This is a genomic window from Rhodococcus sp. 114MFTsu3.1, assembly GCF_000383555.1.
In the GTDB taxonomy this organism is placed as follows: Bacteria; Actinomycetota; Actinomycetes; order Mycobacteriales; family Mycobacteriaceae; genus Rhodococcoides; species Rhodococcoides fascians_E.
The window spans coordinates 74,637-96,293 of record NZ_KB911561.1; the positions used below are offsets into that span (position 1 = coordinate 74,637).

The following is a 21,657-nucleotide window of genomic DNA, read 5'->3' on the forward strand; positions in this document are numbered from 1 at the left end:
AGTCCCCGCCTCAGACCACGGGCGCCTCGAACCTCGGGCACCTCAGACAATAGGATAGACACCTGTGACTCCCGCCGACCTTGCCGAACTACTACGCGCGACCGCAAGTGCGGTACTCGCCGACCGTGGCCTCGACGTATCCGTCCTGCCTGACAAGGTGACGGTCGAGCGCCCACGCAACCCCGAACACGGCGACTACGCCACCAACGTCGCCCTTCAGGTCGCGAAGAAGGCAGGCGCGAACCCTCGTGAGTTCGCCGGGTGGCTCGCCGAGGCCTTGAGCGCCGACGCATCGATCGCCAGTGCAGAGGTGGCAGGTCCCGGCTTCCTGAACATCCGTCTCGACGCCGACGCCCAGGGCGCGATCGTCGCGCAGGCGCTCGACGCGGGTGCCGCGTACGGCACCTCGTCGACGCTGGCAGGTACCAAGATCAACCTCGAGTTCGTCTCGGCCAATCCGACGGGTCCCATCCACCTGGGTGGAACGCGGTGGGCTGCGGTCGGCGACGCACTCGGCCGCATTCTGTCGGCTCAGGGCGCGGAGGTGGTACGCGAGTACTACTTCAACGATCACGGTGCTCAGATCGACCGGTTCACCAACTCCCTGATCGCTGCGGCGAAGGGTGAGCCTGCTCCGGAGAACGGTTACGCAGGCGCTTACATCCACGAGATCGCGCAGCAGGTGCTCGCCAAGAGCCCCGAGGTTCTGGCCATGGCCGATGTTCCGCAGGCCGAGACGTTCCGGTCGATCGGTGTCGAGTTGATGTTCGACCAGATCAAGAACAACCTGCACGAGTTCGGTGTCGACTTCGACGTGTACTTCCACGAGAACTCGCTGTTCGAATCCGGTGCAGTGGAGAAGAGCGTCGAATTCCTGAAGAACTCGGGAAGTCTTTTCGAGGACGACGGTGCGTGGTGGCTGCGTAGTACCGATTACGGCGACGACAAGGATCGCGTCGTCATCAAGAGCGACGGCAACGCCGCCTACATCGCCGGGGACATCGCGTACTTCCAGAACAAGCGGCAACGTGGTTTCGACCTGTGCATCTACATGCTCGGCGCGGACCACCACGGGTACATCGGCCGCCTCAAGGCCGCCGCGGCAGCGTTCGGAGACGACCCGAACACGGTCGAGGTTCTGATCGGCCAGATGGTCAACCTGGTCCGCGACGGTGTCGCGGTGAAGATGAGCAAGCGTGCGGGCACGGTCATCACCCTCGACGACCTGGTCGAGGCCATCGGTGTGGATGCGGCCCGCTACGTGATGGTCCGCTCGTCGGTGGACTCGAGCATCGACATCGATCTCGAACTGTGGGCGAGCGCGAGCAACGAGAATCCGGTCTACTACGTGCAGTACGCGCACGCGAGGCTCGCGTCGTTGGCGCGCAACGCCGCCGAACTGGGTATCAGTGGGGACGATCCGGACCTGAGCCTGCTCACGCAGGATCAGGAGGGCGAATTGATCAGGACCATCGGCGAGTATCCGCGGGTCGTCGCCAGCGCTGCCGACCTCCGTGAGCCTCACCGCATCGCGCGGTACCTGGAAGAATTGGCCGGCGCGTACCACCGGTTCTACGGCGCATGCCGAGTACTGCCACAAGGAGACGAGGAGCCAGGCCCCGTGAACACTGCTCGATTGGCATTGGGCAACGCAACCCGTCAGGTACTGGCCAACGGCCTGCGCCTGCTCGGTGTCAGCGCACCGGAGCGGATGTGAGCGCGCATCCGGCGGGTCCGAAGCACGCGGACGTACGCTCCCAGGACGGGCTCGCCGAACGCCCGAAGGTCGCTTCCGACATGACTGCTCTTCCCGAGCACGTCTACCCGCGCAACGCTGCTCGCGGCGACGACGGTGTGGTCACGCTTGCGGGTGTGCCGGTCACCGAGTTGGCCGAGCAGTACGGGACTCCGCTGTTCGTCATCGACGAGGACGATTTCCGTTCCCGTGCAAGGGAAATGGCGGAAGCGTTCGGTGATCCCGCACGGGTTCACTACGCCTCGAAGGCATTTCTGTGCGGCGAGATCGCACGGTGGGTGGCGGACGAAGGATTGTCCCTCGACATCTGCTCCGGCGGTGAACTGGGGATTGCACTCGCGGCGGGCTTCCCCGCTGAGCGAATTGCGATGCACGGCAACAACAAATCCGTCGCGGAGTTGACGGCCGGTGTTCGAGCGGGCGTGGAGCACGTCGTGCTCGATTCCATGATCGAGATCGACCGCCTCGACGCAGTCGCCGCGGACGAGAAGAAGGTCCAGGACGTTCTGGTTCGCGTGACCGTCGGCGTGGAAGCTCATACCCACGAGTTCATCGCGACGGCGCACGAGGACCAGAAGTTCGGCTTCTCCCTCGCCGACGGTTCGGCACTCGAAGCGATCAAGCGCGTGTTCGCGACCGACCACCTCCGCCTCGTCGGATTGCACAGCCACATCGGTTCGCAGATCTTCGAGGTCGACGGCTTCGAGCTGGCCGCGCACAAGTTGCTGGGCCTGCTGCGAGACGTGGTGGCGGAGTTCGGCGTCGAGAAGACGTCCCAGATCTCGACGGTCGATCTCGGCGGAGGAATGGGAATTTCCTACGTGCCGAGCGACGATCCGCCGCCGGTCGATCAACTCGCCGCGAAGCTGAAGTCGATCGTCGCCACGGAATCCGCTCTGGTGGGTCTTCCGGTGCCCAACATCGACGTCGAGCCCGGTCGTGCCATCGCAGGCCCGGGAACGGTGACGCTGTACGAGGTCGGGACCATCAAGGACGTCACCGTCGACGCGCAGACTCGTCGACGCTACGTGAGCGTCGACGGCGGAATGAGCGACAACATTCGCACCTCCCTGTATCAGGCGGAGTACGACTGCAGGCTCGTCTCGCGTGACTCCGACGCCGATGCAGTGCTCGCTCGCGTCGTCGGAAAGCATTGTGAGAGCGGTGATGTGGTGATCAAGAACACCTGGATGCCGAGCGATGTCGGCCCCGGTGATCTGCTTGCCGTCGCCGCGACCGGCGCGTACTGCTACTCGATGTCCAGCCGGTACAACTTGCTGACGCGACCCGCCGTCGTCGCGGTGAAAGACGGAAAGTCTCGGCTCGTCCTGCGCCGAGAGACACTCGAAGACCTGCTCAGCTTGGAGGTGCAGCCATGACAACGAAGCCGTTGGGAGTAGCCGTTCTCGGCCTCGGGAACGTCGGAAGTGAAGTCGTCCGAATTCTGACCGAGAACGCCGAGGACCTCGCCGCACGTGTCGGTGCACCTCTCGAGATTCGCGGCATCGCGGTCCGGCGAGTCGATGGAGATCGCGGAGTCGACACCGCGTTGCTCACCGACGATCCCGAGTCCCTCGTCGCCCGCGACGATGTGGACCTGGTCGTCGAGGTGCTCGGTGGTATCGACATCCCGCGCAAACTGATCCTGTCGGCTCTGGAGAAGGGCAAGTCGGTCGTCACGGCCAACAAGGCTCTTCTCGCGGAGTACACCGGCGAGCTTGCCGACGCTGCCGAGAAGTCACGCGCAGACCTGTATTTCGAGGCCGCGGTCGCCGGTGCCATTCCCGTCGTACGTCCGTTGATGCAGTCGCTTGCAGGTGACCGCGTCAACAAGGTCGCCGGAATCGTCAACGGCACCACCAACTTCATCCTGTCCGCCATGGACGAGACCGGCGCGGACTACGCCGAAACCCTGGCCGAGGCCGGACGGTTGGGCTACGCCGAAGCCGATCCCACGGCCGACGTCGAGGGATACGACGCGGCGTCGAAGGCTGCGATTCTGGCGTCCATTGCCTTCCACACCCGCGTGACCGCGGGGGATGTCTACCGCGAGGGAATCTCGAAGATCACCTCGGCGGACCTGGAGACGGCTCGCTCGCTCGACTGCACCATCAAGTTGCTGGCGATCTGCGAGCGCATCACGACGCCCAAGGGCAAGGAACGCATCTCGGCGCGTGTCTACCCGGCGCTCGTTCCGCGTGACCACCCGCTTGCCACCGTCAACGGGGCCTTCAACGCCATCGTCGTCGAGGCGGAAGCCGCTGGACGCCTGATGTTCTACGGGCAGGGTGCCGGCGGAGCCCCGACCGCGTCGGCAGTTCTGGGTGACCTCGTCATGGCTGCCCGCAACAAGTTCTACGGCGGCCGAGGCCCGCTGGAGTCGAAGTACGCGAAGCTGAAGGTAGCTCCCATGGGCGACATCCCCACGCGGTACTACGTCAGCATGCAGGTGGCGGACAAGCCAGGGGTCCTCGCGACCGTGGCGGCGGAGTTCGCCACTCGCGACGTCAGCATCTCCACCGTTCGCCAGGCCGGTTCGGGTGACGGGGCGAGGCTCGTCGTCGTCACCCACCTCGCCGCCGATTCCGCTCTGTCCGAAACCGTCTCGGCGTTGGACAAGCTCGACGTCGTCACCTCTGTAGTCAGTGTTCTGAGATTGGAAGGCACCGAATGACCGTGCATACGCCGTGGCCGGGACTGATCGAGGCGTACCGCGATCGTCTGGCGATCGGACCGGACTGGAAGACCGTCACGCTGCTCGAGGGCGGCACGCCGCTGATCCACGCCGAGCGTCTGTCCGAGATGACGGGCTGCGAAGTCCATCTCAAGGTCGAGGGCTTGAACCCGACGGGCTCGTTCAAGGACCGCGGCATGACCATGGCCGTGACGGATTCCCTTGCGCGCGGCCAGGAAGCGGTGCTGTGCGCGTCGACGGGCAACACGTCCGCGTCCGCTGCCGCGTACGCCGCGAAGGCAGGTATGGGCTGCGCTGTCCTCGTCCCGCAGGGCAAGATCGCGATGGGCAAGCTCGCGCAGGCAGTCATGCACGGCGCCAAGATCATTCAGGTGCAGGGCAACTTCGACGACTGCCTCGAGCTGGCGCGCAAGACCACGGCCGAGTTCCCGACCATCGGCCTCGTCAACTCGGTCAACCCGGTGCGCATCGAGGGCCAGAAGACGGCTGCGTTCGAGATCTGTGACGCACTGGGCAACGCGCCCGACGTCCATGCGCTGCCGGTGGGCAACGCAGGCAACATCACCGCCTACTGGCGGGGCTACTCCGAGTACTTCCGTGACGGATTGACCACGGTGAAGCCGCGCATGCTCGGCGTCCAGGCCGCCGGTGCTGCACCGCTGGTTCACGGCGCGCCCGTCGCGGACCCCGAGACCATCGCCACGGCCATCCGGATCGGCTCGCCCGCGTCCTGGAACGGTGCGGTCGCCGCGAAAGAAGAGTCCGGCGGTGCCTTCCGCGCGGCCACCGACGACGAAATCCTCGAGGCGTACCGTCTGGTCGCGAAGACCGAAGGCGTCTTCGTCGAACCCGCGTCCGCGGCTTCCATCGCCGGCCTGATCGCAGCCCGCAAGGAAGGCTGGCTGGACAGCGGCCTGCGCGTCGTCTGCACGGTCACCGGCAACGGACTCAAGGATCCGGACACCGCGTTGTCCGGAATGCCGGTGGTCGAGCCCATTCCCGTCGACCCTGTCGCTGTGGCATCTGCGCTCGAGTTGGCGTAGTGGCAGAGTCTCGTTCCATGACGACGACACTGCCGCACGGTTTGACGGTCACGGCGCGGGTTCCTGCGTCGAGCGCCAACCTCGGCCCCGGATTCGACACCTTGGGGATTGCTCTCGGGCTGTACGACGAGATCAAGGTCACCACCACGGCGTCGGGTCTGAGTATTCACGTCGAGGGCGAAGGTGCCGACGACGTCCCGTGGGGACCTTCGCATCTCGTCGTCCGCGCCATCGAACGGGGCCTCGAAGCCGCCGGTGTCTGGGCTGACGGCTTGGACGTGATGTGCACCAACGTGATTCCGCATTCACGTGGGCTCGGCTCGTCGGCGTCCGCTGTCGTCGGTGGACTGTCGGCAGCGAACGGTCTTGCGGCCAAACTGGACTCGTCGTTCGCCTTGTCGGATGCCCAGTTGGTCCAGCTCGCATCCGAGTTCGAAGGTCACCCGGACAATGCGTCGGCGAGCGTCCTGGGCGGTGCCGTCGTCTCCTGGAGCGAGCCCGCGAGCATCACGCAGCGGACGTACTCCGCGGTGCGACTGCCCGTGCACCCCGACATCCACGTGGTGGCGTTCGTCCCCGCGGAGCGATCGTCGACATCGCACACGCGAGGCCTGTTGCCCGAGTTGGTTCCGCACCGTGACGCCGCGTTCAACGTCAGCCGCGGCGCGTTGGCCGTCGTCGCGCTCACCCAGCGTCCGGACCTTCTCATTCCCGCGACCGAGGACATGCTGCATCAGGGGCAACGTGCGAGCGCGCTCCCGGGTGCCACGGAATTGATTGCTTCACTTCGGTCCAGGGGAATCGCGGCAGTACTGTCCGGTGCCGGACCGACGGTCCTTGCTCTCTGCACCGAACCGTTCCCGCAGGACTTCAAGGACAAAGCCGTCGCCGACGGTCTCCGGGTCCTGGAACTCGACGTCGCCGACGGCGTCAGCACATCCTGAGAAAACCTTTCGTGACTCGCCGGTAGGTGCTTCTTGCCGACCGAGAGGATCGACGCTATCCTGAGGGTCGTCCGTACATCGTGCGCTTCAGACGCCGGTTTTCGCCAGGGCAATCACGTCATCGCATTCGGGGGGTTCCACGCCCGAGTCGGCGGTCGTCCTTGGAGAGGAGCCTGCGGAGTGACCGGAAGTCGCCGGCTTCGACCCACCGTGGTTCTCACACGGCTGCGGGTCGGTCGTCCGTCGGAAGTGGCGTGATCGTGAACGGCAATATCCGTGCTCGAAAGAGATTCGAGCTGCGGAACGAACCCTTGGCTGCGCAGACTGCGAGCGAGGGAAGGAAAGGACCTCCGTGACCGATACGGAACTGATCTCTGCGCCCGAAAAGACGCGTCGTGGAGCTGGCCTGTCCGGAATGGTGCTCACCGAGCTGCGTACTCTCGCGGGCGAACTCGGAATCAAAAGCATTTCCGGCATGCGCAAGGGCGATCTGATCGCCGCCATCTCTGCACGTCAGGGCGGTGGTGCGTCGGCAACGACCGAGGCGCCCAAGGCAACAAGGCGAGGCGCAGCCGACAAGGCTCGTGCGCAGGACGCCGCTCCCGCTGCCGAGGCTCCTGCAGCCGAAGCCCCGGCCGCAGCAGATGCGCCCGCGTCCGACGACGCGTCGACCGAGCCGCCCCGCCGGACACGTGGTCGACGCACCGCAGGCCGCCGAGCAGGCGCTCCCGACCAGCTTCCGCTGGACGACACTGCCTCGCAGTCGGTCGATTCGGACGCCGCTCAGCAGGACTCGGGATCGACCCTCGATGCCCCGGCGTCGGACACCGGTTCATCGACGCGACCGCGTCGCGCTCGCGCCGATCGTGGTGACCGAGAGAACCGCAACGCTGCCGACAACCGCAACGCTGCCGATAACCGCAACGCTGCCGACAGCAACGACGGTGCTCGCGCACAGCGCGGTGACGCACCCGGCCGTGATTCGGCAGGCCAGGACGGCGAGGGCAACCGCGCCGAGGGTGGCCGCGGAGACCGCAACCGCGACAACAACCGTGGTGACGGCAACCGGGACAGCAACCGTGGTGACGGCAACCGGGACAGCCGTGACGGCAACCGTGGTGACGGCAACCGGGACAGCCGTGACGGCAACCGGGAGAACTCGCGCGGCGAGAACGGCCGGAACCGCAATCGCAATCAGAACCAGAACGACAACCGTTCCGAAGACCGCGGCAACGGACCGCGTGACGGCCGGGACAACGCCGAGGACGACGGCGACGGCCGCGGACGCAGGGGCCGTCGGTTCCGTGAGCGTCGGCGTGGTCGTGACCGCGGCGAAGGCGGCGGTGGCAACGAGCGCGAGCCCGAGATCCGCGAGGACGATGTTCTTCAGCCGGTAGCGGGCATCCTCGATGTCCTGGACAACTACGCGTTCGTGCGTACGTCCGGCTACCTTGCGGGCCCGAACGACGTGTACGTGTCGATGAACCTGGTGCGCAAGAACGGTCTTCGTCGCGGTGACGCGATCACCGGCGCCGTCCGGGTGGCCCGCGAGGGTGAGCAGTCGAACCAGCGTCAGAAGTTCAACCCGCTGGTGCGTCTGGACACGGTCAACGGCGGAGACGTCGAGGCCGCGCGCAAGCGTCCCGAGTTCGGCAAGCTCACGCCGCTGTACCCGAACCAGCGTCTGCGGCTCGAGACCACGCCGAACATCCTGACCACGCGCATCATCGACCTGGTCATGCCGATCGGTAAGGGCCAGCGTGCATTGATCGTGAGCCCGCCGAAGGCAGGCAAGACGAGTGTTCTGCAGGCCATCGCCAACGCGATCTCGGTCAACAACCCCGAGTGCTACCTCATGGTCGTTCTGGTCGACGAGCGTCCCGAGGAAGTGACCGACATGCAGCGTTCGGTGAACGGTGAGGTCATCGCCTCCACGTTCGACCGTCCGCCGGGCGATCACACCTCGGTCGCCGAGCTCGCGATCGAGCGCGCGAAGCGTCTCGTGGAAGCCGGCCAGGACGTCGTCGTGTTGCTCGACTCCATCACCCGTCTGGGTCGTGCGTACAACAACAGTTCACCTGCGTCGGGCCGGATCCTGTCCGGTGGTGTCGATTCCACGGCCCTCTACCCGCCGAAGCGTTTCCTCGGTGCTGCTCGCAACATCGAGAACGGTGGATCGCTCACCATCATCGCCACGGCGATGGTCGAGACCGGTTCGACCGGCGACACGGTGATCTTCGAGGAGTTCAAGGGCACCGGTAACGCGGAGCTCAAGCTCGATCGCAAGATCGCCGAGCGTCGTGTGTTCCCTGCGGTCGACGTCAACCCGTCGGGTACCCGCAAGGACGAACTGCTGCTGAGTTCCGACGAAGCCGCGGTGCTGCACAAGCTGCGTCGTGTGTTGTCCGGTCTCGATTCGCATCAGGCGATCGATCTGCTGATCGACCGGTTGAAGAAGAGCAAGAGCAACATCGAGTTCCTGATCCAGGTGTCGAAGACGGCACCCGGCGCGCTCGACGACTGACCTCGTGAGTACTTGTGTGTCCCCTGGGACACACAAGTACTCCCAGCGGGGAACAAGCCGACAGGGGTTCGTGTTGAAGCCACTGTCGGTGAGCGATTAGCAGGTCGGATCGCATATCTGGCATACTGAACGGCCGAGTCCGGTTCCGGTTCACGTCCTCGAACGGCGAGGTCGACCCGGCGACCATATGAAAGGGACACCATGAAGGCAGGAATTCACCCCGACTACACGCTGACCACGGTCGTGTGCGGTTGCGGAAATACTTTCGAGACGCGCAGCACCACCGACAAAGAGCGCATCAACGTCGAGGTGTGCTCGCAGTGCCACCCGTTCTACACGGGCAAGCAGAAGATCCTCGACACCGGTGGTCGCGTTGCACGCTTCGAGGCTCGCTACGGAAAGCGCGCCGGCAAGAAGGCTGCAGCCGACAGCTAGCTGCTCTCCCGACGCCCGTCCTGCGATGTCTGCAGGGCGGGCGTTCGGCTTTTCACCACCGATTCTTTTTCAGGGAAGCAGAGCGGAGCGACACCATGGCGAGGACCACGAAGCCTTCGGCCATCGACGACATTCTGGCCGAACATTCAGGCCTCGAGCAGCAGTTGGCCGATCCGGCTCTGCACAACGATCCGTCCGCTGCGCGCAAGGCAGGCAAGCGTTTCGCCGAGCTGGCGCCGATCATGTCGGTGCACGGAAAGCTGATGTCCGCCACGGACGATCTGGCTGCCGCTCGTGAGCTCGCCGCCGACGACGCATCCTTCGCTGCCGAGATTCCGGAGCTCGAGCACACCGTCGAGTCGCTCGAACAGACGCTCGCCGATCTGCTCGCACCGCGCGATCCGCACGACGGCGACGACATCGTCATGGAGGTCAAGTCCGGTGAGGGCGGCGAGGAATCAGCGCTGTTCGCCGCGGACCTCGCACGGATGTACGTCCGGTACGCCGAGCGTCGCGGATGGCGCGTCGAAATTCTCGACGCGAACGTGTCGGATCTCGGCGGTTACAAGGACGCGACCCTGTCGATCAAAGCCAAAGGCGATCCGCTCGACGGCGTCTGGGCGCGGCTGAAGTTCGAAGGTGGAGTCCACCGCGTGCAGCGCGTTCCCGTGACCGAATCGCAGGGCCGAGTGCACACGTCGGCCGCCGGAATTCTCGTCTATCCGGAGCCCGACGAGGTAGAGGAAGTCCAGATCGACGAGACCGACCTGCGCATCGACGTCTACCGGTCCTCGGGCAAGGGTGGTCAGGGCGTCAACACAACGGACTCCGCGGTGCGCATCACGCACTTGCCGACGGGCATCGTCGTCACCTGCCAGAACGAGCGGTCGCAGTTGCAGAACAAGGCGCGTGCGATGCAGGTACTCGCCGCGCGGTTGCAGGCCGCAGCCGAAGAGGCTGCCGACGAGGAAGCCGCGGCCGGTCGGGCGAGCCAGGTCCGTACCGTCGACCGCTCGGAACGCATCCGCACGTACAACTTTCCAGAGAACCGCATCACCGATCACCGGATCGGGTTCAAGTCTCACAATCTCGACGCGGTGCTCGACGGCGAGCTCGACGCTCTCCTCGACGCTCTGGGCAAGGCCGACCGCGACGCTCGGATGCAGGCAGAATGATGTGGTCGTGAGCGCGTAGGTTCCGCTGCACGACACCGCACGGGCACACGAAGGGGAACCGATGCATCAGCAGCTCACACCCACCGGCGAGGACGCCGTGGCGGACCTGGCCGCTCGCCACGGAGTATCCACCGACGCTGTGCGGGCGATGCTCGACGCCGTGAATGCAGGCCGGGGATCGATGGCGCAGTTCCACATTCCCGAGCTCGGTGGCGGCGGGCAGTGGATGCGCGGCGGAATGACGATGGTCGGCAACATGTTCGATCACGGTCTCAAAGCTCGCGTCGACGGCCTGTGCCGCGATCTGTCCGAGCTTCTGGCCTCGCACCAGATCTATCCGCCGCTGCAGTCGAACCAGGGTTTCGGCGGGAAGTGGTGGCCGAGCGGCCTCGGAAGCCCCAGTTCGAGCGGGGGTCAGAACGGTTCGCAGTACGCGTATTTTCCTGCTGCGCGGCGGCTCGCGGTTCTGGTCGGTGGACGGTTGTCGGTGTACGACACTCTCGACCACTCCATCGGCGGTGTTCAGCAACAGCAGGGCGGGAGTCCAGGCTCGGTGGAGTTCACCAGCCAGTACGGAACGTTCACCGCGGCAAGTCTTCCGCTGGTGGATCCCGCGCCGGCCGATTCGATCTCCGGTTCCGCACCAGATCCCACGCCGGCGACGAGCCCGGTAGCGCCACCGTCGACGAATCTCGACGAGATCACGTCGGCCATCGAGGCGTTGGCGGCACTGCACGGCAAAGGCATCCTGACGGACGACGAGTTCTTCTCGAAGAAGGCCGAGCTGCTGAAGCGAATCTGACCGTCGCGTGGGTGGCCGGCGGGACGTGGCAGGCTGTAACCGTGACCCGGAAACCTCTTCGACTGGCCATTCTCGAAGCAACAGCGATACTCGAAGCGGCCGGTGTTCCGAGCCCGCGGGTGGACGCGGAACTCCTCGCGTCTCATCTCGTCGGAGTCGAGCGTGGTCGGCTCGGGCTGGTCCCTCTCGTGGAACCCGAGGTGGTCGAGGCCTACAACCGCACCATCGAACAGCGTGCCAAGCGAATCCCGTTGCAGTACATCACCGGAACGACGGCGCTCGGCAACATCGACGTCGAGGTCGGACCGGGGGTTTTCGTTCCGCGGCCGGAGACGGAGCTGCTGCTCGGGTGGGCGCTCGCATTCCTCGAGGGCGTCGATCGCAAGCCGCCGGTGATTCTCGATCTGTGTACCGGATCGGGGGCACTCGCGCTGGCGCTCGCCAACGCCAGGCCCGACGCTCAGGTCCACGCCGTCGAACTCGACCCGTCGGCTCTCGCGTGGGCCAGACGCAACGCCGACCTGCGGGCCGAGCGGGGAGACACGCCCATCACCCTCCACCACGGCGATGTCACCGACCGCGAACTGCTACGAGAGCTGGACGGCCGCGTCGACGTCGTGGTCGCCAATCCGCCCTACATCCCGGAGGGCGCCGAGCTGGATCCCGAGGTGATCGATCACGACCCGCATCTCGCCCTGTTCGGAGGTGTCGACGGTCTGTCGGTGATCGAGCCGATGATCCAGAACATCGCGCGGTGGCTCCGCGTCGGCGGGGGAGTAGGCGTCGAACACGACGATTCTCACGGTGATCGCGTGGCTGCGCTGTTCGAGAAGCGCCGCGTGTTCGGCGACGTCGTCGAGCATCCCGACCTGTCCGGACGGCCCCGGTTCGTCGTCGCCTCGCGGGCAGTGTCCGCAGACAGCTGACATCACTCGGCTACCGCCGGACGGGTAGGCGACGCACGGCAGAGGCGTCCTGCACCGCGGGAGGCACAGGTGAGAAGATGAACGGGTGAGTACCGTCTACGACTGCCAGCACGCCGATTCAAGAACAGCAGGGTTGTCTGCAGCCAGAGGCGCACTCAAATCCGGCCGCCTCGTGGTCATGCCGACGGACACGTTGTACGGCCTCGCGGCCGATGCATTCGACGGCAGCGCGGTCACCGACCTTCTCCGCGCCAAGGGCCGTGGGCGCGACATGCCGGTCCCCGTTCTCGTGGGTTCGTGGAACACCATCGACGGGCTGGTCGGCAGTGTCAGGCCGCGCACCAGAGATCTGATTCGGGCCTTCTGGCCGGGCGCACTGAGCCTCGTCGTGCAGCAGGCACCGTCCCTTGCCTGGGACCTCGGTGACGCGCAGGGCACGGTGATGCTCAGGATGCCGCTGCACCCGGTGGCGCTCGAACTGCTCCGCGAAGTCGGACCGCTCGCCGTCTCGAGTGCGAACATCTCCGGACAACCGCCGGCTACGACGGTCGTCGAAGCTCGCGATCAGCTCGGCGGATCTGCGGCGGTGTATCTCGACGGCGGGCCTGCGGCGCACGCGAAAGCGTCGACGATCGTCGATCTCACGTCCGAGCAGCCGAGGATCCTGCGCGCCGGAGCCATCGCGACCGAAGCCGTCGCCGAGGTGCTCGGAGTGACGGCGGAGAGCCTGACGCAGGGGAGTTCGACATGACCGAGCCGCGTTTCCACGGACCCGACTTCGCGGCGCTCGAGGCATCCGATCCCGAGATCGCGGGCATCGTCCTGGACGAGCTGGACCGTCAACGTGGCGGTCTGCAGCTCATCGCGAGTGAGAATCTGACGTCGCCTGCTGTCCTCGCGGCGCAGGGGAGCGTGCTGACCAACAAGTACGCCGAGGGTTACCCGGGTGCGCGGTACTACGGGGGCTGCGAGGTCGTCGATCGTGCGGAGACCATTGCGATCGAACGAGCGAAGGCACTGTTCGGCGCGGATCACGTCAACGTGCAACCTCATTCCGGCGCTTCGGCGAACCTCGCGGTCTATGCAGCCTTCGCGCAGCCGGGCGACTCGATTCTGGCGATGAGCCTCCCGCACGGCGGCCACCTCACCCACGGGGCGACGGTCAACTTCTCCGGCCGATGGTTCACCGCGGTGCCGTATCACGTGCGAAAAGACACGGAACTGATCGATTACGACGAGGTCCGTGAACTCGCGTTGGTCCACCGCCCGCGCATCATCGTCGCCGGGGCGACGGCGTACTCGCGTGAGCTCGACTTCGCGGCCTTCAGAGCCATCGCCGACGAGGTGGGCGCCATCCTGTGGGTGGACGCAGCGCACTTCGTCGGACTGGTGGCAGGCAAGGCGATTCCCTCGCCCGTGCCGTACGCCGACGTGGTGTCCGCGACCACTCACAAGGTGCTGCGAGGGCCTCGCGGAGGAATGTTGATGTGCCGCGCGGAGCACGCACGCGCCATCGACAAGGCTGTTTTCCCGTTCGGCCAGGGCGGGCCGATGATGCACACGATCGCGGCCAAGGCCGTCGCGTTCGGTGAGGCGCAGACCGAGAGCTATGCACGCTACGCAGCCCAGGTCGTCGCGAACGCGCAGACACTGTCCGCGTCCTTGACCGACGCCGGGATGCGTGCCGTGTCCGGAGGGACGGACACACATCTGATTCTGTTCGACCTCCAGCATCTGGGGATCGACGGACGTACCGCCGAAGCACGATGTGCCGCAGCCGGCATCACCCTCAACAAGAACGCGATTCCGTTCGACCCCGCGCCGCCTGCGGTGGCGTCGGGCATCCGGGTCGGTTCCGCGGCTGTGACGACACAGGGGTTCGACGCGGCGGACATGAACGCGGTCGGATCTCTCGTGGCCCGTGCGGTGCGCGCCGAGGCAGGCACCGCCAACGGTGACCGTGAACTCGCCGCCGTCAGGGACGAGGTCACCACCCTCGTGGCACGCAAGCCTGCGTATCCCGGCATATGACGGTCGAGGTTCTCGCTCAGTCCGGCCAGGGCGCAGGCGTTCCGATCCGCGAACTCCTGCTGGTGTTCTTCACGGCTGCGGTGGTGACCTTCCTGGCGACCGGTGGTGTGCGGGTGCTCGCCGTCAAGTTCGGTGCCGTCGCCGCTCCCCGTGACCGCGACGTGCACGTGACGCCGACGCCGCGTCTCGGTGGAACCGGAATGTTCCTCGGGATGCTGGTTGCCTTGTTGTTCGCGTCGCAGCTGCCTGCTCTCGCACGTGGTTTCGACTCGGCCTACAACCAGGACGTCCGAGCTGCGGCCGTCGCCGGGTTCGTCATCGTGGCGGTGGGGATCATCGACGACCGATGGGGCCTCGACGCGCTCACCAAATTCGTCGGGCAGGTGACGGCGGCGGGTGTGCTCGTCGTGATGGGCGTGAGTTGGAACATCGTCTATCTGCCTTGGGGGCCGGACGGCGGTAGCACTCTCGTGCTCGATCAGCTTCAAGCCGGGCTGGTGACGGTGCTGGTGACGGTCGTGATGGTCAATGCCATGAACTTCGTCGACGGTCTGGACGGCCTCGCGGCAGGGCTCGGGTTGATCGCGTCGCTCGCCATCTGTGTCTTCTCCGTCGGACTGTTGCACGAGCAGGGCGGCGACACCGGTATCTATCCGCCGGCGATCATCGCGGCGACGTTGGCCGGTGCCTGCCTGGGATTTCTTCCGCACAATTTCCAGCCTGCGCGGATCTTCATGGGCGACTCCGGGTCCATGATGATCGGGCTGATGCTCGCGACGGTCGCGACCAGTGCGTCGGGCAGAATCCCGCTCGTCGCGTACGGCCCACGCGACCTCCTCGGTCTGCTGTCGCCGTTGCTCCTGGTCGGCGCGGTGATGTTCATCCCGATCCTCGATCTCCTTCTCGCGGTGATCCGACGGACGCGCGCAGGCCGAAGTCCGTTCAGTCCGGACAAGATGCACCTGCACCACCGTTTGCTGCAGATCGGGCACTCTCACCGGCGCGTGGTGTTGGTGATCTACCTCTGGGTCGGTGTCCTCGCGTTCGGCGCCGTCGGCTCGTCGTTGATCGACCGTCGAATAGTGGTGTTGCTGGTTGCTGCCGGATTGGTCTTCGCGCTGGTGGTGACGGCCGTGCCGAGCATCCGTCTCGACATGGCCAGGCAGCGCAGGCGCACCAGAAAGTCCGCTGGACGAGGCCGTCGGGCCTGAAGTCGGACATGGCTGGGTAGTCTGTGCGGCTGTGAGCTTCTCTCCTTCTCCGGTGCCCGATCAGTCCGACTCGATGCGAGCCGCGGTTCGGTACGGAATCATCGGCCTCCTTGCGCTGACGGTTCTCGGAGCCGTCGTCGCCACGGTGGCCGCCGGTCTTCCCGGTTTGTGGGGTGCGCTCATCGGTGCGGCACTCGGTGGGGGATTCATTCTCACCACGGCGCTGTCCATCGCCCTGACGTCCAAGTTTCCGCCGACGATGGCAGGCGCGGTGCTGCTCGGTGGCTGGATCGTGAAGATGCTTATCGCCGTTGTCGTGCTCGCGGTTCTGAAGGACATGGATTTCTACAACAGAAAAGCTCTTGCCGGGGTGGTGATCGCCGCACTGGTTCTGGTTCTCGGCGCGGAGGTATACGGTGTCGTCCGTACGAAGGCCCCCTACGTCGACGATCCTGAATCCGACAAGGCGTAGTACGACGACCAGTCGTAATCGGTCAAGAAGTAGCCCCACCTACACAACGTCGTAGTTGTGTTGATAAAGTTCCGACCAAGTAAGGGTAGGACTGCCGCTAATAGGACAAAAGGCGTGCAGAACAGCCCTTGCAGGTAACCGAAGCTGCGTGAAATTGCTTACAGACGCGGCCGCAAAGTTACCGAGTCGACGTGAGTCGCCGACACCCGACAGACGCTGGCCTTTCAAGACCAGGCCTCAGCTGCTGACGACCTCGAGCCGATCTCGTCGACTTGATAGATCGTCAATGTCCGATCGAACCGCAGTCCTTTGGCGTCTGCGGCCCGAACACGGGAGAGACCGCTGAGCGTCACCAACCTGGCTGCGGAGTTCCACCCGCCGTCACTATCCGACTTCTTTCCTCCCGCTGTGCTGTTCGAGGGCACACCCTTCGAACTCGACCGGCTGATGCTGATCCGCATCCTGATGACCCTCGTGTTGGTCGTGCTGTTCGCAGTGGCCATGCGCAGCCCGAAGGTCGTTCCGCGTGGTCTGCAGAACTGCATCGAGTACATGCTGGACTTCGTCAAGGTGCAGATCGCCGACGAGATTCTCGGCAAGGAGCAGGGCAGGCGGTTCCTGCCGATCATCATGACGATTTTCTTCGCCGTGCTGTTCATGAACCTGTCGGGCATCATCCCGTTCCTGAACATCTCGCCGAACGCTCGAATCGGTATGCCGATCGTGCTCGCACTGATCGCCTACGTGACGTTCAACTACGTGGGAATCAAGAAGTACGGATTCTTCAAGTACGTCAAGAGCAGCGTCGTGGTTCCGGACGTCCCGCCCGCACTGCACATCATTCTGATTCCGATCGAGTTCATCTCGACGTTCATCCTCCGTCCGTTCACGCTCACCGTTCGTCTCATGGCGAACATGCTGGCCGGCCACCTCATGCTCGTGCTGTTCTTCAGCGCGACTCAGTTCTTCTTCATCCAGGCCGCGGCGGGAATGAAGATTTTCGGCGTGTTCTCCCTTGCAGCGGGCTTCGGCTTCACGCTGTTCGAGATGCTCGTCATCGGTCTGCAGGCGTACGTGTTCGCACTGCTGACCGCGGTGTACATCGATCTCGCCCTGCATGCAGACTCGCACTGATCTGCACGCCGATTCTCACTAGACCGCACGACCAAGATCTACCTGACCCACGCACCGACCGGTGATGGGCAACAGAAAGGGAACGGAAATCAAATGAGCCTCGCGTACCTGGCACAGGAAGTCACCGAAACCACCGTCACGGGTGGCGGCTACGGCGCAATCGGTTACGGCCTCGCTGCCATCGGACCTGGCATCGGTGTAGGCATCGTGGTCGGAAAGGCTATCGAGGGCATCGCTCGTCAGCCTGAGCTTCAGGGCACCATCCGTACCAACATGTTCCTCGGCATCGCGTTCACCGAAGCGCTCGCGCTGATCGGTATCGTCGCCGGCTTCCTGTTCGGTTAATCCACTATGGCAACCAACATCGCGATCTTGGCCGCGGAGGAAGGCGAGGACATCAATCCTCTCCTCCCCGCGACATACGACATCGTTTGGTCTGCGGTCTGCATCGCTGTCATCGGCTTCGTCTTCTGGAAGTACATCCTTCCGAAGTTCCAGGAAGTGTTGGCGCAGCGTAGCGATCTGATCGAAGGCGGCATCAAGAAGGCCGAAGAGGCTCAGGCAGAAGCCAAGGCTGCTCTCGAGCAGTACCAGAAGCAGCTTGCCGACGCCCGCGCCGAGGCTGCGCAGATCCGTGAGGAAGCGCGCACTCAAGGCCAGGCCATCCTCGCCGAAATGAAGACGAAGGCACAGGAAGAAAGCGACCGGATCGTGGCTGCAGGCCACAACCAGCTCGCTGCGCAGCGCCAGCAGATCGTGACGGAACTCCGTGGCGACCTGGGACGCACTGCAGTCGAACTCGCAGAGAAGGTCATCGGAGAGCAGCTGTCCGACGAGGCCAAGCGCGCTGGTTCGATCGACCGCTTCCTGAGCGAACTCGACTCCGTCACCGCTGACTCTGCAGCGGGAAAGTGAGATAACCATGTACGCAACTTCTCGCGAGGCTCTCGCTCGCACGCGTTCGGTTGCGAACGAAGCACTGGGACAGGCGGGGGACGCGACAGCGGTCGCTGCTCAGACCGGTGCAGAGCTCTTCGCAGTCGTGGAGGCCCTCGACGGCCAGCGCACGTTGCGTACTGCGCTGGCCGACGCTTCGGTCTCTGCCGAACGTCGCAGCGCGCTCGCGGAGGAAGTGTTCGCCGGTCAGGTCTCCGCCACCACGGCGCAGATCCTGAAGTCCGCCGTCGCGGACAACTGGTCCAAGGCGTCGGACCTGCTGAACTCTCTGGTCGAACTGGGTCGGGAAGCACTGCTTCGCGCCGCGGCCGATCAGGATCAGCTCGACACGGTCGAGGACGAATTGTTCCGCCTCGGTCGCATCGTCGCCGCGAATCCTCAGCTGGAACAGGCATTGTCGGATCTCGGCAAGCCGGTTCAGGCGAAGCGTGAGCTGCTGGGCCGGTTGCTGTACGGCAAGGTCACCGCGGTGACCGAAGCCCTGGCAATCCAGACGGTCAGCCGCCTGCGCAAGACGGCACCTGCGGACGCACTCGATGCGCTTGCAGGCTTGGCGGCACAGGTTCGCGATCGGGCTGTTGCACACGTGCGGAGTGCTGCTCCGCTCAGCGCCAGCCAGCTCGAGAAGCTGACCGCGACACTCACACGCACCTACGGCAAGCCGGTCACCGTGCATGTCGAGGTCGATGCCGAACTGCTCAGCGGACTGGTGGTCCGGGTCGGCGACGAGGTCATCGACGGCAGCGGGGCGGGTCGTCTCGCCGCACTACGAAAGACCCTCAAGTAGTCCGCGAGCGGACACCACTTCTTACGAAGAAGCGTTTCGAACCTTCGAAGCCCTTCACACCGCGAACATTGAAGGAAGAGCAGGAAAAAATATGGCGGAGCTGACGATCTCCTCCGACGAGATCCGTAGCGCGATCGAGAACTTCACCGCGAGCTACTCACCGGAGTCCTCTCGCGAGGAGGTCGGCACGGTTACCGACACGAGCGACGGTATCGCTCACGTGTCCGGACTGCCGTCGGCGATGTCCAACGAGCTGCTGGAATTCCCCGGTGGCGTTCTCGGTGTGGCGCTCAACCTGGATGCCACCGAAATCGGTGCCGTCATCCTCGGTGACTACGAGCACATCGAAGAAGGCCAGGAAGTCAAGCGCACCGGCGACGTTCTGTCCGTGCCGGTCGGCGACGGCTACCTCGGCCGCGTCGTCAACCCACTCGGCCAGCCCATCGACGGCCTCGGCGACATCGAGTCCAGCGAGAACCGCGCCCTCGAACTGCAGGCTGCGTCCGTGCTCGAGCGCCAGCCGGTGGAAGAGCCGCTGCAGACCGGCATCAAGGCCATCGACGCCATGACGCCGATCGGTCGCGGACAGCGCCAGCTCGTCATCGGTGACCGCAAGACGGGCAAGACCGCCGTCTGCATCGACGCCATCCTCAACCAGAAGGCCAACTGGGAGTCCGGAGACGAGAAGAAGCAGGTTCGCTGCATCTACGTCGCCATCGGTCAGAAGGGCTCCACGATCGCAGGCGTCAAGGCTGCGCTCGAAGAGCAGGGTGCACTCGAGTACACGACCATCGTCGCGGCTCCCGCATCCGATTCGGCCGGCTTCAAGTGGCTCGCTCCGTACACCGGTTCGGCCATCGGCCAGCACTGGATGTACCAGGGCAAGCACGTCCTCATCGTGTTCGACGACCTGACCAAGCAGGCCGAGGCGTACCGCGCCATCTCGCTTCTGCTGCGTCGCCCGCCGGGCCGCGAGGCATACCCCGGTGACGTCTTCTACTTGCACTCTCGTCTGCTCGAGCGTTCGGCGAAGCTGTCCGACGAGCTCGGCGGTGGATCGCTGACGGCGCTGCCGATCATCGAGACCAAGGCCAACGACGTCTCGGCATACATCCCGACCAACGTCATCTCGATCACCGACGGACAGGTCTTCCTCGAGTCGGACCTCTTCAACAAGGGTGTTCGTCCCGCGATCAACGTCGGTATCTCGGTGTCCCGAGTCGGTGGCGCTGCGCAGACCAAGGGCATGAAGAAGGTCTCCGGTTCGCTTCGTCTCGAGCTCGCTCAGTTCCGTGAGCTGGAAGCATTCTCGGCGTTCGCGTCGGACCTGGATGCTGCATCGAAGGCTCAGCTGGACCGCGGTGCTCGCCTCGTCGAGCTCCTCAAGCAGGACCAGTACGCACCGGTCGCCGTCGAGGATCAGATCGTCTCGATCTGGCTCGCCGGTCAGGGCACGTACGACTCCGTTCCCGTCGGCGACGTCCGTCGCTTCGAGAGCGAGCTGCTCGAGGACCTGCATCGCAACGCGAGCGGCGTCTACGACAGCATCGCCGGCGGCAAGGCTCTCGACGACGACGCTCAGAAGTCGCTGCTCGAGGCAACCGAGAAGTTCAAGGCAGGGTTCCTCGACTCCGAGGGCAACCGCGTCGTCAACGAGGCTGAGGCGGACACGCTGAACCCCGACGAGGTCAGCCAGGAGCAGGTCAACGTCACTCGCAAGACAGTCAGTAAGTAGGTCTTACGAGATGCCAAGTGTCTTTACGAGCAGAGAAGGGAGCGTGAACAGCTAGATGGCAAGCATTCTCGAGCTACGTTCCCGGATCAAGTCGGTCAACTCGACGAAGAAGATCACCAAGGCTCAAGAGCTGATCGCGACGTCGCGAATCACCAAGGCGCAGGCGCGCGTGGCAGCGTCGAAGCCGTACGCGGAGGAGATCACCAAGGTCCTCTCCGCGCTGGCCAGTGCGTCGGGTTCGCTCGACCACCCGCTGCTGAACGAGCGTGACGAGCCCAAGCGCGCAGCAGTTCTGGTCGTCACCAGTGACCGCGGCATGTGCGGTGGCTACAACTCCAACGTCCTCAAGGAAGCGGAGGAGCTGTTCCAGCTTCTGCGCAAGGAGGGCAAGGATCCGGTCATCTACGTGCTCGGCGCAAAGGGCCTCGGCTACTACACCTTCCGTCAGCGCGACGTGAAGGGCGCGTGGACCGGCTTCTCGCAGGAGCCCGGTTACGCGGATGCAGCCAAGGCGAGCAAGCACCTGGTCGAGCTGTTCATGGCGGGTTCGGGCTCCGAGGTCGAGGCTCCCAACGGTGAAGGCACCGTCGAGGGCGTCGACGAACTGCACATCGTCTACACGCGGTTCGTGTCGATGCTGACGCAAAAGCCCGAGGTCCGGCGTATGGCTCCGCTCGAGGTGTCGTACACGGACGAGGAAATCGAGCTGGGCGCGGATGCTCTGACCGATTCCCCGTCGGCGTCCGAGGTTCAGGCTCAGTACGATTTCGAGCCCGAAGCCGGAACTCTCCTGTCGGCTCTGCTGCCGAAGTACATCAGCACGAGGGTCTACTCCTCGTTGCTCGATGCGGCTGCATCCGAGTCGGCCGCGCGCCGTACTGCCATGAAGGCGGCCACGGACAACGCGAACGAATTGGTCGAGACCTTGAGCCGTCAGGCGAACCAGGCTCGGCAAGCCCAGATCACCCAGGAAATCAGCGAAATCGTTGGTGGCGCAAACGCGTTGGCTGACAGCGCAGGAAGTGACTAA

Annotated in this window: 20 protein-coding genes; all 20 read left to right on the forward strand. The window is 64.8% G+C overall.

Features of this window, described 5'->3' with window-relative positions; translation table 11 throughout:
* Nucleotides 1-64: 64 nt before the first annotated feature.
* The 20 genes from argS (at nt 65) to H292_RS0124710 (ending at nt 21,657) form a co-directional block, all read left to right on the forward strand.
* Nucleotides 65-1,717: an arginine--tRNA ligase gene (gene argS, locus H292_RS0124610; protein ID WP_020113161.1), complete on the forward strand. Its 1,653-nt coding sequence runs from the start codon at nt 65-67 to the stop codon at nt 1,715-1,717.
* The gene (gene lysA, locus H292_RS0124615; RefSeq protein WP_020113162.1) at nt 1,714-3,135 is read left to right on the forward strand and encodes a diaminopimelate decarboxylase; all 1,422 of its coding nucleotides are present in this window, start codon (nt 1,714-1,716) and stop codon (nt 3,133-3,135) included. Before argS ends, lysA begins: the two co-directional genes overlap by 4 nt.
* Complete coding sequence (locus tag H292_RS0124620; protein WP_019667266.1) at nt 3,132-4,430, forward strand: homoserine dehydrogenase; 1,299 nt, start codon at nt 3,132-3,134, stop codon at nt 4,428-4,430. The genes lysA and H292_RS0124620 overlap by 4 nt, the downstream gene beginning before the upstream one ends.
* Nucleotides 4,427-5,494: a threonine synthase gene (gene thrC / locus H292_RS0124625; protein WP_020113163.1), complete on the forward strand. Its 1,068-nt coding sequence runs from the start codon at nt 4,427-4,429 to the stop codon at nt 5,492-5,494. The genes H292_RS0124620 and thrC overlap by 4 nt, the downstream gene beginning before the upstream one ends.
* Before the next feature lie 17 nt (nt 5,495-5,511).
* A complete protein-coding gene (gene thrB, locus H292_RS0124630) occupies nt 5,512-6,438 on the forward strand; it encodes a homoserine kinase (RefSeq protein WP_020113164.1) in 927 nt (308 codons plus the stop codon).
* A gap of 415 nt (nt 6,439-6,853) precedes the next feature.
* Nucleotides 6,854-8,962 (forward strand): transcription termination factor Rho, encoded by a 2,109-nt coding sequence (gene rho / locus H292_RS0124635; RefSeq protein WP_020113165.1) that lies wholly within the window; start codon nt 6,854-6,856, stop codon nt 8,960-8,962.
* Nucleotides 8,963-9,163: 201 nt separating this feature from the next.
* The gene (rpmE, locus tag H292_RS0124640) at nt 9,164-9,397 is read left to right on the forward strand and encodes a 50S ribosomal protein L31 (RefSeq protein WP_019667270.1); all 234 of its coding nucleotides are present in this window, start codon (nt 9,164-9,166) and stop codon (nt 9,395-9,397) included.
* Nucleotides 9,398-9,492: 95 nt separating this feature from the next.
* The gene (gene prfA / locus H292_RS0124645; protein ID WP_019667271.1) at nt 9,493-10,572 is read left to right on the forward strand and encodes a peptide chain release factor 1; all 1,080 of its coding nucleotides are present in this window, start codon (nt 9,493-9,495) and stop codon (nt 10,570-10,572) included.
* Nucleotides 10,573-10,633: 61 nt separating this feature from the next.
* Nucleotides 10,634-11,374, forward strand: coding sequence for an SHOCT domain-containing protein (locus H292_RS0124650; RefSeq protein ID WP_020113166.1), 741 nt, complete (start codon nt 10,634-10,636; stop codon nt 11,372-11,374).
* A 41-nt stretch (nt 11,375-11,415) separates the two neighbouring features.
* Nucleotides 11,416-12,300, forward strand: a complete 885-nt coding sequence (gene prmC, locus H292_RS0124655; RefSeq protein WP_026348157.1) for a peptide chain release factor N(5)-glutamine methyltransferase — start codon at nt 11,416-11,418, stop codon at nt 12,298-12,300.
* Between the two features lie 85 nt (nt 12,301-12,385).
* Nucleotides 12,386-13,051, forward strand: a complete 666-nt coding sequence (locus H292_RS0124660; protein ID WP_027499063.1) for an L-threonylcarbamoyladenylate synthase — start codon at nt 12,386-12,388, stop codon at nt 13,049-13,051.
* Entirely contained in the window at nt 13,048-14,331 is a 1,284-nt protein-coding gene (gene glyA, locus H292_RS0124665; RefSeq protein ID WP_019667275.1) for a serine hydroxymethyltransferase, read from the forward strand. Before H292_RS0124660 ends, glyA begins: the two co-directional genes overlap by 4 nt.
* The gene (locus tag H292_RS0124670) at nt 14,328-15,542 is read left to right on the forward strand and encodes a glycosyltransferase family 4 protein (RefSeq protein WP_019667276.1); all 1,215 of its coding nucleotides are present in this window, start codon (nt 14,328-14,330) and stop codon (nt 15,540-15,542) included. The genes glyA and H292_RS0124670 overlap by 4 nt, the downstream gene beginning before the upstream one ends.
* A gap of 31 nt (nt 15,543-15,573) precedes the next feature.
* Nucleotides 15,574-16,014: a hypothetical protein gene (locus H292_RS0124675; protein WP_019667277.1), complete on the forward strand. Its 441-nt coding sequence runs from the start codon at nt 15,574-15,576 to the stop codon at nt 16,012-16,014.
* Between the two features lie 408 nt (nt 16,015-16,422).
* A complete protein-coding gene (gene atpB / locus H292_RS0124685; RefSeq protein WP_020113169.1) occupies nt 16,423-17,148 on the forward strand; it encodes a F0F1 ATP synthase subunit A in 726 nt (241 codons plus the stop codon).
* A 93-nt stretch (nt 17,149-17,241) separates the two neighbouring features.
* Nucleotides 17,242-17,493 carry an ATP synthase F0 subunit C gene (locus H292_RS0124690; RefSeq protein WP_019667280.1) on the forward strand — a complete coding sequence of 84 codons (252 nt, stop codon included), beginning with the start codon at nt 17,242-17,244 and terminating at the stop codon, nt 17,491-17,493.
* A gap of 6 nt (nt 17,494-17,499) precedes the next feature.
* A complete protein-coding gene (locus H292_RS0124695) occupies nt 17,500-18,063 on the forward strand; it encodes a F0F1 ATP synthase subunit B (RefSeq protein WP_019667281.1) in 564 nt (187 codons plus the stop codon).
* Nucleotides 18,064-18,070: 7 nt separating this feature from the next.
* Nucleotides 18,071-18,892, forward strand: a complete 822-nt coding sequence (locus H292_RS0124700; RefSeq protein ID WP_019667282.1) for a F0F1 ATP synthase subunit delta — start codon at nt 18,071-18,073, stop codon at nt 18,890-18,892.
* A gap of 91 nt (nt 18,893-18,983) precedes the next feature.
* Nucleotides 18,984-20,627, forward strand: a complete 1,644-nt coding sequence (atpA, locus tag H292_RS0124705) for a F0F1 ATP synthase subunit alpha (RefSeq protein ID WP_019667283.1) — start codon at nt 18,984-18,986, stop codon at nt 20,625-20,627.
* A gap of 55 nt (nt 20,628-20,682) precedes the next feature.
* On the forward strand, nt 20,683-21,657 hold the full coding sequence (locus tag H292_RS0124710; RefSeq protein WP_019667284.1) for a F0F1 ATP synthase subunit gamma: 975 nt from the start codon (nt 20,683-20,685) through the stop codon (nt 21,655-21,657).

Bases quoted from the DNA above. Each gene is read 5' to 3' on its own strand.
- H292_RS0124670 (WP_019667276.1), top strand. From the start codon at position 14,328: ATGACGGTCGAGGTTCTCGCTCAGTCCGGCCAGGGCGCAGGCGTTCCG.
- atpA (WP_019667283.1), top strand. From the start codon at position 18,984: ATGGCGGAGCTGACGATCTCCTCCGACGAGATCCGTAGCGCGATCGAG.
- thrC (WP_020113163.1), top strand. From the start codon at position 4,427: ATGACCGTGCATACGCCGTGGCCGGGACTGATCGAGGCGTACCGCGAT.
- rho (WP_020113165.1), top strand. From the start codon at position 6,854: ATGGTGCTCACCGAGCTGCGTACTCTCGCGGGCGAACTCGGAATCAAA.
- prfA (WP_019667271.1), top strand. From the start codon at position 9,493: ATGGCGAGGACCACGAAGCCTTCGGCCATCGACGACATTCTGGCCGAA.
- H292_RS0124695 (WP_019667281.1), top strand. From the start codon at position 17,500: ATGGCAACCAACATCGCGATCTTGGCCGCGGAGGAAGGCGAGGACATC.
- H292_RS0124700 (WP_019667282.1), top strand. From the start codon at position 18,071: ATGTACGCAACTTCTCGCGAGGCTCTCGCTCGCACGCGTTCGGTTGCG.
- glyA (WP_019667275.1), top strand. From the start codon at position 13,048: ATGACCGAGCCGCGTTTCCACGGACCCGACTTCGCGGCGCTCGAGGCA.
- thrB (WP_020113164.1), top strand. From the start codon at position 5,512: ATGACGACGACACTGCCGCACGGTTTGACGGTCACGGCGCGGGTTCCT.
- H292_RS0124650 (WP_020113166.1), top strand. From the start codon at position 10,634: ATGCATCAGCAGCTCACACCCACCGGCGAGGACGCCGTGGCGGACCTG.
- rpmE (WP_019667270.1), top strand. From the start codon at position 9,164: ATGAAGGCAGGAATTCACCCCGACTACACGCTGACCACGGTCGTGTGC.
- H292_RS0124620 (WP_019667266.1), top strand. From the start codon at position 3,132: ATGACAACGAAGCCGTTGGGAGTAGCCGTTCTCGGCCTCGGGAACGTC.
- H292_RS0124690 (WP_019667280.1), top strand. From the start codon at position 17,242: ATGAGCCTCGCGTACCTGGCACAGGAAGTCACCGAAACCACCGTCACG.
- H292_RS0124710 (WP_019667284.1), top strand. From the start codon at position 20,683: ATGGCAAGCATTCTCGAGCTACGTTCCCGGATCAAGTCGGTCAACTCG.